14 protein-coding genes are annotated in these 16,966 nt (G+C 59.7%); 3 read left to right on the top strand and 11 right to left on the bottom strand.

The features are described from left to right. Window positions 1-8 precede the first annotated feature (8 nt). Genes AC07V4_RS14730 through AC07V4_RS14740 form a run of 3 tightly spaced genes read left to right on the top strand, consistent with a single transcriptional unit; the run spans window position 9 to window position 4,298 of the window. A complete protein-coding gene (locus AC07V4_RS14730; RefSeq protein ID WP_492637130.1) occupies window positions 9-1,133 on the top strand; it encodes a GNAT family N-acetyltransferase in 1,125 nt (374 codons plus the stop codon). After that, a complete protein-coding gene (locus AC07V4_RS14735) occupies window positions 1,133-2,911 on the top strand; it encodes a sensor histidine kinase (RefSeq protein ID WP_492637129.1) in 1,779 nt (592 codons plus the stop codon). Before AC07V4_RS14730 ends, AC07V4_RS14735 begins: the two co-directional genes overlap by 1 nt. After that, entirely contained in the window at window positions 2,901-4,298 is a 1,398-nt protein-coding gene (locus AC07V4_RS14740) for a sigma-54-dependent transcriptional regulator (protein ID WP_492637128.1), read from the top strand. The genes AC07V4_RS14735 and AC07V4_RS14740 overlap by 11 nt, the downstream gene beginning before the upstream one ends. A 72-nt stretch (window positions 4,299-4,370) precedes the next feature. On the opposite strand, the gene AC07V4_RS14745 is transcribed toward AC07V4_RS14740, so the two are convergent. The 11 genes from AC07V4_RS14745 to AC07V4_RS14795 all read right to left on the bottom strand — a co-directional run bounded on the left by AC07V4_RS14745 (window position 4,371) and on the right by AC07V4_RS14795 (window position 16,776). Next, window positions 4,371-4,709, bottom strand: coding sequence for a GlpM family protein (locus tag AC07V4_RS14745; RefSeq protein WP_033896402.1), 339 nt, complete (start codon window positions 4,707-4,709; stop codon window positions 4,371-4,373). Further along, window positions 4,709-6,046, bottom strand: a complete 1,338-nt coding sequence (gene aauR, locus AC07V4_RS14750) for a two-component response regulator AauR (protein WP_492637127.1) — start codon at window positions 6,044-6,046, stop codon at window positions 4,709-4,711. Before aauR ends, AC07V4_RS14745 begins: the two co-directional genes overlap by 1 nt. Continuing rightward, window positions 6,043-7,944, bottom strand: a complete 1,902-nt coding sequence (gene aauS, locus AC07V4_RS14755; RefSeq protein ID WP_492637126.1) for a two-component sensor histidine kinase AauS — start codon at window positions 7,942-7,944, stop codon at window positions 6,043-6,045. The genes aauR and aauS overlap by 4 nt, the downstream gene beginning before the upstream one ends. Window positions 7,945-8,114: 170 nt before the next feature. After that, window positions 8,115-8,849, bottom strand: coding sequence for an amino acid ABC transporter ATP-binding protein (locus AC07V4_RS14760; RefSeq protein WP_003188952.1), 735 nt, complete (start codon window positions 8,847-8,849; stop codon window positions 8,115-8,117). Next, the gene (locus AC07V4_RS14765) at window positions 8,846-9,517 is read right to left on the bottom strand and encodes an amino acid ABC transporter permease (RefSeq protein ID WP_177006068.1); all 672 of its coding nucleotides are present in this window, start codon (window positions 9,515-9,517) and stop codon (window positions 8,846-8,848) included. The genes AC07V4_RS14760 and AC07V4_RS14765 overlap by 4 nt, the downstream gene beginning before the upstream one ends. After that, entirely contained in the window at window positions 9,517-10,263 is a 747-nt protein-coding gene (locus tag AC07V4_RS14770) for an amino acid ABC transporter permease (RefSeq protein ID WP_492637125.1), read from the bottom strand. The genes AC07V4_RS14765 and AC07V4_RS14770 overlap by 1 nt, the downstream gene beginning before the upstream one ends. A gap of 193 nt (window positions 10,264-10,456) precedes the next feature. Further along, window positions 10,457-11,383, bottom strand: a complete 927-nt coding sequence (locus tag AC07V4_RS14775) for a glutamate/aspartate ABC transporter substrate-binding protein (protein ID WP_431753605.1) — start codon at window positions 11,381-11,383, stop codon at window positions 10,457-10,459. Between the two features lie 314 nt (window positions 11,384-11,697). Next, the gene (gene glpD / locus AC07V4_RS14780; RefSeq protein WP_492637124.1) at window positions 11,698-13,236 is read right to left on the bottom strand and encodes a glycerol-3-phosphate dehydrogenase; all 1,539 of its coding nucleotides are present in this window, start codon (window positions 13,234-13,236) and stop codon (window positions 11,698-11,700) included. A gap of 259 nt (window positions 13,237-13,495) precedes the next feature. Then, window positions 13,496-14,251 carry a DeoR/GlpR family transcriptional regulator gene (locus AC07V4_RS14785; RefSeq protein WP_122719723.1) on the bottom strand — a complete coding sequence of 252 codons (756 nt, stop codon included), beginning with the start codon at window positions 14,249-14,251 and terminating at the stop codon, window positions 13,496-13,498. Between the two features lie 83 nt (window positions 14,252-14,334). Next, window positions 14,335-15,840, bottom strand: a complete 1,506-nt coding sequence (glpK, locus tag AC07V4_RS14790; RefSeq protein ID WP_431750562.1) for a glycerol kinase GlpK — start codon at window positions 15,838-15,840, stop codon at window positions 14,335-14,337. 81 nt (window positions 15,841-15,921) lie between these two features. Next, on the bottom strand, window positions 15,922-16,776 hold the full coding sequence (locus AC07V4_RS14795; RefSeq protein WP_492637123.1) for an MIP/aquaporin family protein: 855 nt from the start codon (window positions 16,774-16,776) through the stop codon (window positions 15,922-15,924). Between the last annotated feature and the right edge of the window lie 190 nt (window positions 16,777-16,966).

Consider the following 16,966-nt stretch of genomic DNA (forward strand, 5'->3'; position numbering starts at 1 on the left):
GACGCGACGTGATCACCGCCCAAGCCTTCTCGACCATCCGGGCCATCCAGCGCAGTGCCTGGAACGACTGTTTCCCCGGAGCCCTGGAGGATTGGGACTATTACGTCGCCGTGGAAAATGCGGGCATCGATGACTTCCAATGGCGTTACCTGGCGGTCTACGAAGATGAAACGCTGGTGGCGGTAGCCGCCGCGTTCATCACTCATTATCGGCTCGACACCACGGTGTCGGGCAGCAGTAAGCGCTTCACCGAGCGCCTGGCGCGACTGTGGCCGGGCGTTTTGCAGTTGGGGTTGTATGCCATCGGCTCCCCGGTTGCCGAGCGCTGTGATGCAGGCGTTGCCAGCGCCGTGCCCGAGGCGCGGCGCCCGTTGTTGCTCAAGCATTTGCTGGAGGCCGCGCAACAGGATGCCAATGCCTTCGGCATCGGCCTGGTGGCGGTCAAGGATGTACCGACCAATGATTCGCACTGGGCGTTGAGCTGCCGCGACGCTGGCTTTCAAAGTATGCCGAGCCTGCCGTCCGGGCTGCTGACACTGCCCTTCGGTTCGGTGGACGCCTACCTGGGGTCGCTGTGCAAATCGACCCGCAAGGACCTGCGCCGCAAACTGCGTGCACCGGGACCGCGGGTAGAGTGGCGGCATAACATCGATGACGTATTGCCCGAGGTCATGCGCCTGTACGAAGACACCCTCAATCGCTCGGATTTGCAGTTCGAACGCCTGCCCGCGAGTTACTTCACTGGCATCCTTGAACGGCTTGAGGAACGTGCGGTCTGTGTCTTGTACTGGGTGGACGAGCGGCTGGTGGCGTTCAACCTGATCCTATTGGACCAACACCGCTTGGTCGACAAGTTTTTCGGGCATGACGTTGCGTTCAGTCGTGAGTACAACCTTTACTTCCGTAGTTGGCTGACCAATGTCGACTATTGCATTGCGCACCATATTCCAGTGTACGAGTGTGGTCAGGAAGGTTACGCCAGCAAGCTGCGCCTGGGGTGCGAGTTCCAGTGCAACAGCATGTTCTTCCGCCACCGTAATCGGCTGGTGAACGAACTGCTCAAACTCGCGAAAATGTTTCTACGACCGGATCGCTCCGACCCTGCCATGGCTGCTGTGATAAGCGAAACCTGATGATCACCAAAAACCGCCAGAAAGCCCGCCCCTTTGCCATTTCGCGCTGGAGCGTCCAGCGCAAGCTGGTGCTGGCGTTCTGGCTGGTCAGCGTCATTCCCACCATGATTGCGGCTGAGCTGGCGGCCACCACGCTGTCGCAGATCTTCGACAGCAACGTGCGCATCTGGCTGCAAGAGTCGACCAAGATCGTCAAGGACGAGATCGGTGACATCCTTCATGACAATGCGCGCATGGCCAAACTGTTTCTGCGCTACACCAGCCCGCCTTCCAGCAAGCATGCCGCCAAGCACGATCGGCTCACCGCCGACATCGCCGACGCCACTGATATTGATGTGGTTGCGCTGATTCGCGTGAGCGATCAAAAAGTGGTGTTCAGCACGGCGGCCGACGATGTGGTCAAGCAGATCAACCTGACCAGCAACGCCGTCTTGCAGACCGTGCAGGTGGCGGGCGTGACGACGGGACTAGTGGTCTCGACGTTTGGAACGTCGCAAGAGGGGGTCGACTACCTGCTGTTGGTGGCGACCTACCTGGACAGCAGTTTCCTCACCAGTGTGGCGGATGTGCACTCCCTCGACCTGCGCTTGTACCTGGCCAACCCTACTGGTTTTTCCGAGATTTTCTCGACCCAGCGCTTTGACAATCACCCGTCGCGCATTCCGAAAAGTGTCGAAACGGCTATACGTGCCACCAAGCAGCCGAGTGAGCAGTTCACCAACAATTACAGTGGCTTGTATTGGCCGATCTTCAACGACAACGGTGACTTGCAAGGCGTGATCTTCAGCGGCCTGCTACGCCATACCAGCCTGGTGGGGCTGGTGAACCAGAGCAACCTGTTTGTACTGATTTTCCTGCTGAGTTCGGCGTTGTCCCTTGGTGCCGGGGTGTTGGTGTCACGCCGGCTGACCAAGCCGCTGCGGGACTTGTCCCAAGGCGTGGACGCAGTGATTTCTGGCCATTATGAACACCGTGTGCTGGTGAGTGGCGGCGACGAACTGGCGCAGTTGAGCAGCACTTTCAACCACATGACCGAGCGCCTGGGCGAGTTGCACCACCTGGAAGCCCAGTTGCGCCGTCGTGACCGGTTGCACGCACTGGGCGAAGTCGCCATGGGCCTGGCCCACGAGATCCGTAACCCGCTGGGCATCATCAAGACCGCTACCCAGTTACTGCACCGCCGCACCGACTTGCCGGAGACCGACAAGCGCCACCTGGAATACGTGATCAGCGAAGTCAGCCGGATCAACGACCTGATCACCGAGTTCCTCGACTTCGCCAAACCCAACCCACCGTTGCGCGTGCTACAGGCCGCACGTCCGGTGGTAGAGGAAATCCTCGGCTTCTGCGGCCCGGAATTGACCACCCACAACATTGATGCGCAAATCGACGACCAGGCCCCCGGCGCAACCCTCTATGCCGATGCCAAACAGCTCAAGCAGGCGTGCCTCAACCTGATTCTCAACGCCATTGATGCGATGCCTGAAGGCGGGCGCCTTACGTTGGGCATCGCCAGCAAAGACGGCTACACGGTGATCAGCATCGCCGACACCGGCCAGGGCATCCCGGCGGATATGATTGAGCGTATCTTCACGCCATTCGTCACCACCAAGGCCTCGGGCACGGGCCTGGGGCTGGCTAAAGTCTATTCGATCATGGAAAGTCACGACGGCAGCATTGAATGTGCCAGTGAGCAAGATGCCGGCGCCACCTTCAGCCTGTACATTCCGGCTCAGGGTGAAGACGACGGTGAGGATGAGGAAGGTCATGACGCATAACGTGTTGGTAGTCGACGACGAGCCTAAGCTGTGTGACTTGTTGTCGTCTGCCTTGAGCCAGAATGGCATCCAGGTGTTCACCGCGAGCAACGGCCTGCACGCGCTCAAAGTGCTGGAGCAGGAAGACATCGACCTGGTGATCAGCGACTGGCGGATGCCGGGCATGGACGGACCCGCGCTGCTGGCCGAGATCAAGGTGCGTTTCCCGGAGTTGCCGGTGATCGTGATGACGGCCTACAGCACCGTGAAAAACGCCGTGCAGTCGATGCGTAACGGCGCCTATGACTACATCGCTAAGCCGTTCGACATCGACGAGCTGGACATCACTGTGGCCAAGGCCTTGCAGTTTCGCGACATCCTGCGTGACAACGCGCGCCTGCGCGCCGAACTCGATCACCATGCGCAATTCGACAGTCTGGTGGGCGACAGCCCGGCCTTTCGCCAGGTGCTGCACGCGATCGACTCGGTCCGCGATAGCAATGCAACTATCCTGCTCACCGGCGAAAGCGGCACCGGCAAGGAAATGGTCGCCCGCGCCATCCACAAGCATGGTAGCCGCGCCGATAAACCCTTCGTGGCGGTCAATTGCGCGGCGATCCCCGAAGGCTTGCTGGAAAGCGAGATGTTTGGCCACCGCAAGGGCGCTTTCACCGGTGCCGTCAGTGATCGTGTCGGGCGCTTCATGCAGGCGGACAAGGGCACGCTGTTCCTCGACGAAGTGGGCGACATGCCCCTGTCGCTGCAGGCCAAGATCTTGCGTGCGTTGCAGGAGCGGGTGATCGAGCCGGTGGGTGATCCACGCGAGCGCAAGGTCGACGTGCGGGTGATCGCCGCCACCAACAAGAACCTGCTGGATGCAGTGGCCAATAAAGAATTCCGCGAAGACCTGTATTACCGCCTCAACGTGTTCCCGATTCCACTGCCGGCCCTGCGTGAACGTGCCGAAGACATCGTGCCCCTGGCCCGGCACTTCGCCCAGACCCTGAGCGCTACCGCTGGCAAACGCATCACGGGCTTCAGCCCGGAAGCGTTACAGGCCATGGCGGCGTACAACTGGCCGGGCAATATCCGTGAGCTGCAAAACTGCGTGGAGCGGGCGACCATCGTGGCGGCCAAGCCGGTGATTGAAGATATCGACTTGCCGGCTTATTTGTTTGCTTCCAAACCCGCCGAGGGCAACGTTACTGCACTGCTGGGTGACACACCGGGCGTGCCTGCGGACCTGGACGCTGCGCTGGCCGAGGTCGAGAAAACCTATATTCTGGCCGCGTTGAATGAGAGTAACGGCGTGCAGGCTGCGGCGGCGGCGAAGATCGGGATTTCCGAGAGGAGCTTCTGGTATCGCTTGAAGAAGCTGGGCATTCAGGTAGAAAAGATCATCCGCTGATTCAACAGCCTCATCACTGAACTCAATGTGGGAGCAGGCAAGCCAGCTCCCACATTTTTTGACCGAGGTGTGTCAGGCGTGCACGCGTACCCACACGCTCACCAACACCGTCGCCGCCATCAACCACGCCACTGCCGCTACGGCGAGTGATGCTTCCAGGCGCATGCGGTCGACCATCACGTACAGCGTCGCCAAATACACGAAATACGGAATGATCGACCACATCCCGAACAGGATCGTGGTCTTCAAGTCGTCCACCGACCGGCCTTTACCCACAATGTAGTGGGCGATCAAGGCAAAGGTCGGAAACAGTGGCACCAAGCCTGCGATGTAATAGTTCCTGGTCTTGGCCAGTGCGGCCAGAATCAACACGACCGCCGCGCCCAAGGCGGCTTTCAATAGCAGATCCATCAGTGGCTCAACCCGTATTTCTTGACCTTGTCGAACAGCGTGGTCTTGGCCATTCCCAGTTCCTGGCTGGCCTGGGTCAGGTTGCCGCCGCTGCGTTGCAAGGCATCGTTGAGCAAGTTGCGTTCGAAGGCTTCCACCGCTTCGGTGAAGGCCAGTCCCTGGCTGCCGCTGCTGGTGCCGCTTTTCTTGAAGGCGGGCAGGCCGAGGGCAAAACGTTCGGCGACGTTGCGCAACTCGCGCACGTTACCGGGCCAGTCGTGGCTCATCAGGCTCGACAGGGTCTGGTTATCCAGCTCCGGCGCGGTGCGGTCGAATCGCAGGGACGACTGCTGCAGGAAGTGTTCGAACAGTTGCAGGATATCTTCGCGACGCTCGCGCAGCGGCGGTAGCTCCAGGGTGACCACGTTGAGGCGATAGTACAGGTCGCTGCGGAATTGACCGGCACGGCTCAGCTCGTCGAGGTCGGATTTGGTGGCGGCGATGACCCGGCAATCCACCGCCACGCTTTGGTTCGAACCCAGGCGTTCCAGGGTGCGTTCCTGCAACACCCGCAGCAATTTGATCTGCAGGTTGATCGGCATGCTTTCCACTTCATCGAGAAACAGCGTGCCGTCATGGGCATGTTCGATCTTGCCAATGCGGCGTTTACCGGCCCCGGTGAAGGCGTTGGCTTCGTGGCCGAAAATCTCGCTTTCGAACAGGTTTTCCGGCAGGCCACCGCAGTTCAGCGCGACGAACTGATGGGAATGACGGCGGCTGAAATCATGCAGGCAGCGCGCGACCAATTCCTTGCCGGTACCGGTTTCGCCCTCGATCAGCACGTTGGCCGAGGTGTCGGCGATGTTGGCGATCAATTCGCGCAGGTTCTGCATGGCGGGGGAGCGGCCGATGATACGGCCCTCCAGGGAGTCGCGTTCGGCCAATTGGCGGCGCAGCGACCACACTTCTCGGGCCAGTCCGCGTTGCTCCAAGGCACGACGCGCCACGTCAACCAGACGCTCGGGGGAGAAGGGTTTCTCCATGAAGTCATAGGCGCCGTTGCGCATGGCGCCAACCGCCATGGAGATATCACCATGGCCGGTGATCAGCACCACCGGCAGGCTTTTATCCAGGGCCTTGAGGCGGGTCAGCAGCTCCAGGCCGTCGATGCCTGGCAAGCGAATATCGCTGATCACAATGCCGGCAAAATTCTCGCCGATGTGCTTGAGCGCTTCTTCGGCACTGCCCACACCCACGCTGGGTATATCTTCCAGCGCCAGGGCTTGCTGGCAGCCGAGCAGCACATGGGGGTCGTCCTCGACGATCAGGACGGTGAGGTCTTTAGGATCAGTATTCATGTCGACTCAGCTGGTTGAGCGCCTGCCAACGGCAGGCACAGGACAAAGGCAGTACCACCACTGGCCGGGTGCTCCACAGCGAGGTTGCCGCCGGTGGCCGCCGCGAGGCTGGCGGAAAGGGTCAGGCCCAGGCCCAGGCCTTGCTCGCCGGGTTTGGTGGTGAAGAACGGTTCGAATAAATGCTTGCGCGCTTCCGGGTCGATGCCATGACCGTTGTCGCGCACTCGCAGGCGGTATTTGCCATCGGCGCTGTGGCCGTCCAGCCACAGTTCGGGCGCCGCTTGTGCCTGCATGGCGTCGAGGGCGTTGCCGATCAAATTGACCAGGATCTGCTCCAAACGCGTCTGGTCGATCTGCAATTGGGCATGGGTGAAGTCTCGATGCAGGGTCATGGGCAGGCCGTCCAGGCGTGCGCTTAAGACCTGGAGTGCAGCGTCCACGGCTTTGCCAAGGTTGGCTTCACCCTGGTCGTCACCGCGTCGGGCGAACGAGCGCAGGCTGGCGGTGATACGGCCCATGCGGTCGATCAAATCGTTAATGGTCTTGAGGTTGGCGCTGGCGGTATCGAGGGCACCGCGTTCAAGGAAGCGCACGGTGTTACCCGACAGCGTGCGCAGTGCCGCCAGCGGCTGGTTCAGTTCATGGGCGATGCTGGTGGACATCTGGCCGATGGCCGCCAGTTTGCCCGCTTGAACCAGCTCATCCTGGGCGCGGCGCAGGGTTTCTTCGGCCTGGCGTCGTTCGCGGATCTGGCCCTTGAGACGTTCATTGCTGGCACGCAGATCGGCCGTGCGCTCGGCAATCCGCCGTTCCAGTTGGCTGTTGGCTTCCTGCAAGGCTTCGCGAGCAGCGAGGCGGGTGGCGATGACCTTGCGCCGCTCGTTCCAGGCGATCAGCAGGAAGGCCACCAAGCCAAAGGCGACGGCCACCAGGATGCCTTGATTGATCGCCGCGCGACGCAAGTCATTGAGTGGCGTCAGCAAGGTGAAATTCCACGGTGTGTCATTGAGCGGACGTGTCTGGGCTAGGAAGGTGACTTCCTTCTCGTCGGCGACCAATTCGCTGTTGGCCGGGAAGGTGAGTTTTTCACTGCCTTCGTTGATGCGTTCGCGGGCCAAAGGCTCCAGCTCGTTCAACGTCGCCCAGTAATATTGCAGGCTGTGGGCCAGGCGTTCCTTGGTGTCATCACTCAATGGGCGCACGGCCTTGAGGCGGCGCGCCGGGTCGCTGGACAGAATGATGATGCCGTTCTCATCGCTGACAAAGGCTTCAAGGCGTGCGCGTTGCCAGCGTTCTTCCAGGGCTTCGAGGCGCACTTTGACCACCGCCACGCCGATGATCTTGCCGTGTTCTTCCAGGCCATGGGCCAGGTAGTAGCCGGGTTCGCCGTTGGTGCTGCCAATGCCATAGAAACGGCCGGGCTGGCCCCGTACGGCATTCTGGAAATAGGCTCGGAAGGACAGGTCTTCACCCTGATAACTGTCGGCGTCGCGCCAGTTACTGGTGGCCAGCACGCGGCCGGTGGTGTCCATCACGTAGATGGCCCGACTGCGACTGCGTCGGTTCAGGCCTTCGAGGTAATCGTTGACGGTTTTCCGGGTTTCCTGGGTCGGGTCGGCCAGCAGCTGTGAAACGCTGGACTCCAATTCCAGGAGGCTAGGCAGGTAGGTGTATTTGCTCAGTTCGCTTTCGACGGTGCGGGCGTGCAGTTCCAATTGGCGCTCGCCATTGTCGCTGAGGGTGCGGATGCCATAGTACTCACTGATCCAGAAGCCGATGTAACCCAAGCCGATCATCAGGGCGATGATCAACGGCGGCAGGAACAGTTGGCGGATCAGACGTGGCTTCACGGCAAGTGATGGCGGTGCGGCGCGAAATTGGTTGGGGTCGCATTTCATCACAGATGCCTTGGGTCAACCAGAGCTGTCAGCCTGTGCGGTCCAGTGTGGGAGGGGGCTTGCCCCCGATTGCAGTATGTCAGTCGGTATATCTATCGCTGATCCACCGCTATCGGGGGCAAGCCCCCTCCCACATTGGTCCGGTTTCCACAGTTGGCGCTATGTAATGCTTAGTGCTGCAGGATTTTCTCAAGGAAGTGCTGCGCGCGTTCGGAGCGGGCGCTGATGTCGCCGAAGAACTCTTCTTTCGGGCAGTCTTCGATGATCTTGCCGGCGTCCATGAAGATCACACGGTCGGCCACTTTGCGGGCGAAGCCCATTTCGTGGGTCACGCACATCATGGTCATGCCTTCGTGGGCCAGTTGCACCATTACGTCCAGCACTTCGTTGACCATTTCCGGGTCCAGCGCAGAGGTCGGTTCGTCGAACAGCATGACGATCGGGTCCATGGCCAGGGCGCGGGCAATCGCTACCCGTTGTTGCTGACCGCCGGACAGTTGGCCCGGATGCTTGTGGGCGTGTGCCGACAGGCCTACGCGGTCGAGCAGTTGCAGGCCCTTCTTGGTGGCTTCTTCCTTGCTGCGGCCGAGCACCTTGATCTGCGCGATGGTCAGGTTTTCGGTGATGGTCAGGTGCGGGAACAGCTCGAAGTGCTGGAACACCATGCCCACGCGCGAGCGCAGTTTCGGCAGGTTGGTCTTCGGGTCGGCGATGGACGTGCCATCGACCACGATGTCGCCCTTCTGGAACGGTTCCAATGCGTTGACGCACTTGATCAGGGTGGATTTGCCCGAGCCCGATGGGCCGCACACCACGATCACTTCGCCTTTTTTAACCTCGGTGCTGCAATCGGTCAGCACCTGGAAGTCGCCATACCACTTGTTGATGTTCTTGATAGAGATCATACGGCAAACCTTTTTTGCAGACGCTTGACCAGCAGCGAGGCGGAAAAGCTGATGATGAAGTAGACGACACCGGCGAAGATCAGGAACTCATTGGAGCGGCCGATGATGTCGCCGTTGGAGCGGGCGGAGTTGAGGAAGTCCACCAGGCCCACGGTGTAGACCAGCGAGGTGTCCTGGAACAGGATGATCGACTGTTGCAACAGCAACGGGGTCATCTTGCGGAACGCCTGGGGCAGGATGATCAGGCGCATGGTCTGGCCGTAGGTCATGCCCATCGCTTGTGCTGCGCCCATCTGGCCCTTGGGGATCGACTGCACGCCGGCCCGCACGATTTCACAGAAGTACGCGGCTTCGAACATCATGAAGGCCACGACGCAGGAGGTGAACGCACCGATCGGGGTGTCTTCGCCGGTGATCCAGCGCAGCACGAACGGCACCGCCAGGTAGAACCAGGTGATCACCAACAGCAGTGGGATCGAGCGGAAGTAGTTCACATAGGCGCCGGCCACGCGCGACAGCAGTTTGCTGGACGACAGGCGCATCAGCGCCAGGACCGTACCCAGCGCGATGCCGCCGACCACGCCCATGACCATCAACTGCAAGGTCATGACCATGCCGTTCCACAGGCCAGGGATGGCGGGGATGATGCCGCTGAAATCGAAGTCCATTATTTACCCCCCACGGAGATCAGGCCGGGCACGGCGACTTTCTTCTCGACCAGGCGCATCAGCAACATCAGGCTCATGTTCAGGGTGAAGTAGATCAGGGTGGCCAGGGTGAAGGCTTCAAACAGGTTGGCCGAGAACTCGGCGGTCTGTTTGGTTTGCGCCAGCAGTTCCATCAGGCCGATCAAGGACGCCACGGAGGAGTTCTTGAACACGTTGAGGAATTCCGAGGTAAGCGGCGGAATGATGATCCGATAAGCCTGGGGCAGCAGCACGTTCCAGTAGATCTGCGGCAGCTTGAAACCCATGGCGCGTGCGGCAGACTCTTGGCCACGTGGCAGCGCCTGGATGCCGGTACGCACTTGTTCACACACACGAGCGGCTGTGAACAGGCCCAGGCACACCACCACGCTCAGGTAGGCCGAGGTGGTCGGGTTCAGGTCTTGTTTGTACCAGTCCTGCAGGTTCTGCGGCAGCATGTCGGGTATCAGGAAGTACCAGATGAACAGCTGAACCAGCAGCGGCACGTTACGAAACAGTTCCACGTAGCAGGTCGCGATGCCCGATACGATGCGGTTTGGCACGGTGCGCATGACGCCCAGAATGGAGCCAAGCAACAAGGCGATAATCCATGCCACGACAGCGATGGCGATGGTCCAGCCCAAGCCGGCGATGTACCAGTCGAGATAAGTCTCGCTGCCAACGCCGGTGGACTTGAAGAACACGCCCCAGTCCCAGTTGTAATTCATTAGGGTCTCCCCTCGAGATCGATCGATGTACAAGCACCCGCTTGGGGAAGATCCTTTCCCGCCTGACGGTGAACGCCAGGCACACGCGATCGGCTCGAAAACCGCCAGGTCGAGTGTTCCAAATTAAAGCCAGCAGGTAGTAACAGAAGCCTGAGGGAGAGTTGGCTCCCTCAGGAATAAGCTTAGTCAGGTATCAGATTTTTACGTCAGGCGCTGGCTTGTCGCTTGGGTTGGCAATCAGCTCCTTCACCTTGTCGCTCATCGGGAAGTTCAGGTTCAGGCCTTTCGGTGGGATCGGGCTTTCGAACCACTTGCTGTAGATCTTGTTGATCTCGCCAGACTTGTACAGGCCAACGATGGCGTCATCGACAGCCTTCTTGAACGCTGGATCGTCTTTGCGAACCATGCAGGCATAGGCTTCGAAGGACTGTGGAGTGCCGGTGATGACCCAGTCATCCGGCTTCTTGGCCTTGGCTTCTTCGCCGGCCAGCAGGGCGTCGTCCATCATGAAGGCAACGGCACGGCCGCTTTCCAGCATCTGGAAGGATTCGCCGTGGTCTTTGGCGGAGATGACGTTCATGCCCATCTGCTTGTCGGCGTTCATCGCCTTGATGATGCGCTCGGACGTGGTGCCGGCGGTGGTCACGACGTTCTTGCCTTTCAGGTCGGCAAAGTCGGCGTAGGAGGGCTTGCCATCCTTGTCTTTCTTGACCAGCAGGCGAGTGCCGATTTCGAAGATGTTGACGGTGAAATCAACTTGCTGGGCGCGTTCGGCGTTGTTGGTGGTTGAGCCGCACTCAAGATCCGCGGTGCCGTTCTGGATCAGCGGGATACGGGTTTGCGAGGTGACCAGGTTGTACTTGACCTTGAGGTCGGGCTTGTTCAGGTCTTTTTTCAGGGCTTCAACTACAGCCAACTGAACGTCGTGGGAGTAGCCCACAGGTTTGCCCGAACCATCCGCAATGTAGGAAAACGGAATGGAGCTGTCGCGGTGCGCGAGAGTGATGGTGCCGGAGTCGTTGATCTTCTTCAGCGTGCCGGTGAGTTCGGCGGCGAAAACTGGAGTGCTGATCAGAGCAGCAGCGATAGCTGCGCCCAGGATATGGGGAACGATGCGCATCAATACTTCCTCGACATTTGTTTTTTTTATGAAGCCGGCTAAACGGCTCTCTTGTACAGCGAATGCCCGTAACGGCTCCTGAGGCGTCTCAGGCAATCGTCAGGGAGTGTAGAGCATGAGTCGTGCCATACCCGAAATAAAAGGTTAACTGTATGATTTGTATGATTATTAATATTGTGTGACGACAAAAATTCCAGCGTGTGGTCCGGCAAACCGAATGGTGTGGTGGGCGGCGTTCGGAAAACCGAATGACAGCGCGGATATAAAAAAGCCCCTGGACCTTAAGGTGCAGGGGCTTTTTTTGGGGCTGGCGGTCAGGCCGCTTCGATCTTGCCCCGATTCTGCTCAACCTTGGACAGGTAACGCTGCACGTTCTCCTGTTCTTGCGGCGTAGTGAACAGACCCAGCTTGGTGCGGCGCCACAGTACATCCTGCGGTTGTGTCGCCCATTCTTCGGCGCACAGGTAATCGACTTCGCGGGTGTACAGGCCACCCCCCAGGTGGTCGCCTAGGTCAGCCAGCGATTGCACGCCTTCCAACAGGCGCCAGGTGCGGCTGCCGTAAGTGGTGGCCCAGCGTTGGGCGATTTCACTCGGCACCCAGTCGTATTTGCTGCGAATGGCGTCAGCCAGGGCTTGCGGCGTGGTCATGTTTTCGCCGCCGGGCAGGCTGGCCGTGGCGGTCCAGCTTGGGCGCATCTGGGTGAAGAACGGCGCCAGTTGCGCCATCGCCGATTCAGCCAGCTTGCGGTAGGTGGTCAGCTTGCCGCCGAACACCGACAGGATTGGCGCTTCACCGTTACCGCCAGACAGCGCCAGGGTGTAGTCACGGGTAATGGCCGATGGGTTATCCGATTCGTCGTTGCACAGCGGGCGAACACCGGAATAGGTGTGGACGATATCGTCGCGGCTCAGTTGCTTCTTGAAGTGGGCGTTGACCACTTTGAGCATGTAGTCGGTTTCACCTTCAGTGATCGCAACTGCAGCCGGGTCGCCGGTGTATTCACGGTCGGTGGTGCCGATGATAGTCAGGTGATTCAGGTACGGAATGGTGAAGACAATACGCTGGTCTTCGTTCTGCAGGATGTGTGCGTGGGCTCCTTCGTACAGTCTCGGCACGATCAGGTGGCTGCCCTGGATCAGGCGGATGCCATAAGGCGAATCGAGCTTGAGGTCGTCCTTGATGAACTTGGCGACCCACGGGCCGGCGGCATTCACCAGGGCACGGGCGCGGATCGAGAACAGGCTGCCATCGGCGCGCTCCATATTCATTTCCCACATGCCGTTGCTGCGGTGTGCGCTGACGCAACGGGTTTGCGTGTGGATATGCGCGCCTTTCTCCCGGGCGGCCATGGCATTGAGTACGACGAGGCGGGCGTCATCGACCCAGCAGTCGGAATACTCGAAGCCTTTGGTGATTTCGCTTTTCAGCGGGCTGTCAGGGCCAAACTTGAGGCTTTTGGAGCCCGCGAGCTTCTCGCGCTTGCCCAGGTGGTCGTACAGGAACAGACCGGCGCGAATCATCCATGCCGGGCGCAGGTGCGGGCGGTGCGGCAATACGAAACGCATCTGCTTGACGATATGTGGGGCTTTGGCCAACAGCACTTCGCGTTCGGCCAGGGCTTCGCGCACCAGGCGGAATTCGTAATGTTCCAAGTAGCGCAGGCCGCCGTGGATCAGCTTGCTGCTGGCAGAAGACGTGTGGCTGGCCAGGTCGTCCTTTTCGCAAAGAAATACCGACAACCCACGCCCGGCTGCGTCTGCTGCAATGCCAACGCCATTGATCCCGCCACCAATTACGGCAACGTCATAGACTTCGGCAAGCGGTGGAGCAGGCAAGGTGGAAGGGTTCATCGGCTGGCCTCGCAATCTTTTCGTCTTGGAATTCGAACATTAATGTTCATTTGCGAAAATGGTAGCTGATAAACGCACGCGCAGCCACCCAACTTCGATTGAAAAAACTCATCGAAGGGCGGAAAAAGGAAGAATTGTGAACAATTACGAGTAATGGAGTGCCTGTTCGATCGTTATCGCGGGCAAGCCCGGCTCCCACAGTTGATCGCATTCCAAACTGTGGGAGCCGGGCTTGCCCGCGATAGCGTCAGAGCAGGCGCTAGACGACTTCCAGTCGAACCTTGTGTTGGTTCAGCAACTGCATCAGCGCCGGCACCGGTTGCTGATCGGTCACCAAACAATCCACCAGGCTGATCGGGCCCAGGCGAATCATGGCATTGCGTCCGAATTTGCTGGAGTCCGCCGCCAGGATCACTTGGCGCGCATTGGCAATGATCGCCTGGGAAACCCGCACTTCCTGATAGTCGAAATCCAACAGGCTGCCGTCTTCGTCAATGCCGCTGATGCCCACCAAGGCAAAGTCGACCTTGAACTGATTAATGAAGTCGACACTGGCCTGGCCCACCACACCGCCATCCCGACGCACATTGCCTCCGGTCAGCAACACATCGAAGTCGTCCTTGGCACTGAGCATGGTGGCGACGTTGAGGTTGTTGGTGATGATTTTCAGATGGTTGTGATTGAGCAGCGCCCGGGCGATGGACTCAGTGGTCGTACCGATATTGATGAACAGCGAGGCATGATCGGGAATTTGCGCGGCGATGGCTTCGCCGATGCGTTGTTTTTCATCGCGCATCTGGTCGGCACGCATGGCGTACGCGGTGTTCTCGACACTGGAGTCATAGGCCGCGCCGCCGTGGTAGCGACGCAGCAGGTTGGCGTCCGCCAACTGGTTGATATCGCGGCGGATGGTTTGCGGGGTGACAACGAACAGCTGCGCCATTTCCTCGATACTCACGTAGCCGCGTTCGCGGACCAGTTCGAGGATTTGTTGTTGGCGGGGAGGCAGATTCATGGGGCGTCCTTTGGGCTGCCATACAAAAGTGGCCCATGATGACGCAGCAAGCGGCTCCCCGCCAGTTACAACCGGACGTTGGCTTATTCAGCGCCTTCGTGGGGCTCCCAGTCGCGGGTGCGGCTGACCGCTTTTTGCCAGCCGGCGTACAGCTTCTCTTTGGCGGCTTCATCGAGCTGAGGTTCGAATTCGCGCTCGATCACTGCTTTGCCGCGCAGTTCGTCCAGGCTGCCCCAGAAGCCACAGGCCAGGCCTGCCAGGTAAGCCGCACCGAGGGCTGTGGTTTCGCGCATTTGCGGGCGCTCGACCTGAGTGCCAAGGATGTCGGCCTGGAACTGCATCAGGAAGTTGTTGGCCACGGCGCCGCCGTCTACGCGCAGAGCCTTGAGGCGTTCGCCCGAGTCCTGCTGCATGGCGTCGAGAACGTCGCGAGTCTGGTAGGCAATCGACTCCAGGGCCGCACGGATAATGTGATCCACACGTACGCCACGGGTCAGGCCGAACAACGCGCCACGGGCGTAGGGGTCCCAATACGGCGCGCCCAGGCCGGTGAAGGCTGGCACCAGGTACACGCCGTTGCTGTCCTTGACCTTGCCGGCGAAGTATTCGGTGTCGTGGGCGTCGTTGATGATCTTCAGCTCATCACGCAGCCATTGCACGGTGGAGCCGCCGTTGAACACGGCGCCTTCCAGGGCGTAGGCCACTTCGCCACGTGGACCGCAAGCGATGGTGGTGAGCATGCCGTGCTTGGATTTCACGGCTTTGTCGCCGGTGTTCATCAGCAGGAAGCAGCCGGTGCCGTAGGTGTTCTTGGCTTGGCCGGCTTCGACACACATCTGGCCGAACAGGGCGGCCTGCTGGTCACCGGCGATACCGCCGATGGCAATGCCGCTTTTGGTGCGGCCGTAGATTTCGGACGACGACTTAACTTCCGGCAACATCTCACGCGGGATATCGAGGATCTCCAGCATCTTCGCATCCCACTCCAGGGTGTGGATGTTGAAGAGCATGGTGCGCGAGGCGTTGGTGTAGTCGGTAACGTGGGTCTTGCCACCGGTAAATTTCCAGATCAACCAGCTGTCGACGGTACCGAACAGCAGCTCGCCGTTGCGGGCGCGCTCGCGGCTGCCTTCGACGTTGTCGAGGATCCACTTGAGCTTGGTGCCGGAGAAGTACGGGTCGGTGACCAGGCCGGTGGTGTCGCTGATGTATTGTTCGTGACCGTCGCGCTTGAGCTGCTGGCAGATCTCGGTGCTGCGGCGGCACTGCCAGACGATGGCGTTGTAGACCGGGCGGCCGGTGATTTTGTCCCACACCACCGTGGTTTCACGCTGGTTGGTGATGCCGATGGCTGCCACCTGGTCATGGTGCAGCCCGGCTTGGGCCAGGGCCTCGACCATCACGGCGCTCTGGGTGGCGAAGATTTCCATCGGGTCATGCTCGACCCAGCCGGCTTGTGGGTAATGCTGAGCGAATTCACGCTGGGCGGTGCAGACCACGTTGGCGTCCCGATCAAAAATGATCGCCCGCGAACTGGTGGTGCCCTGATCAAGGGCAATGATGTAGTTCTTATTCTGAATGTCGGTCATGTCGATTGCCTTGGACGGAAATGAGGAAATAAGTAATCAGCCTGGGCCGTGAAAAGGGCAGTGGGCGCCAGGCTGGCGCTATCAGGAAATATGCGTCTTGCCGTTGACAGCCGTGTCAGTTGTTTCAGGAACAGTGAGTGCCGCGCTCGGCAAATGGCGGGCAATCAGCCCGCGATAAGCCGCAGCGCCGAGGCATGCGCCGACGATCGGCGCGAAAACCGGCACCAGGAAGTAAGGAATATCGCGGCCGCCTGTAAAGGCCATTTCACCCCAACCGGCGAAAAAGGTCATCAGCTTGGGGCCAAAGTCACGCGCCGGGTTCATCGCAAAGCCGGTCAGCGGGCCCATGGCACTACCAATCACGGCGATCAGCAGGCCGATCAGCAGAGGCGCCAACGGGCCGCGCGGCAAGCCGTTGTTATCGTCGGTGAGGGCCATGATCACACCCATCAGGATGGCAGTGATGACCATCTCCACCAGGAATGCCTGGGCAGTGCTCAGCAACGCATGGGGGTAGGTGGAGAATACCGACGCCAGCTCCAGGCTGGCCTGGGAGCCGCGAACCATGTGGTGCGTTTGTTCGTAATCGAAAAACAGGTTGCTGTAGAGCGTATACACCAGCGCCGCGGAGCAGAACGCACCGGCAATCTGGGAAAGGATGTAGAAGGGCAGTTTGCGCTTTTCGAAGTCGGCAAAAATACACAGGGCGATACTGACTGCCGGGTTGAGATGGGCCCCGGAAATACCGGCGCTCAGGTAGATCGCCATGCTCACGCCGACCCCCCAGATGATACTGATTTCCCACAACCCAAAGCTGGCCCCCGCGACCTTGAGCGCAGCCACACAACCGGTACCGAAGAAAATCAGAAGTGCAGTCCCCAGGAACTCGGCCATGCATTGGCTCGAGAGTGAAGGCTGTTGAAGAGCAGTTGTCATGGAAAACCTCTGTTTTTGTTGTTGTCTGTTGTCTCGTCGCAACGGGCGAGCGTCGATTTTCACCGTGATGAAGATCCCCATCCTTACCTACGGCTTACTGCTCGAGCGCTGTAGGTTCATTTCCTACAGTATTCGGAAACGAAAAAATATAGACAAGAATGACGGCTGTCAAAGGTCGAAAGTGAACCAT

The organism is Pseudomonas sp. GW821-FHT03A09 (genome assembly GCF_059421065.1).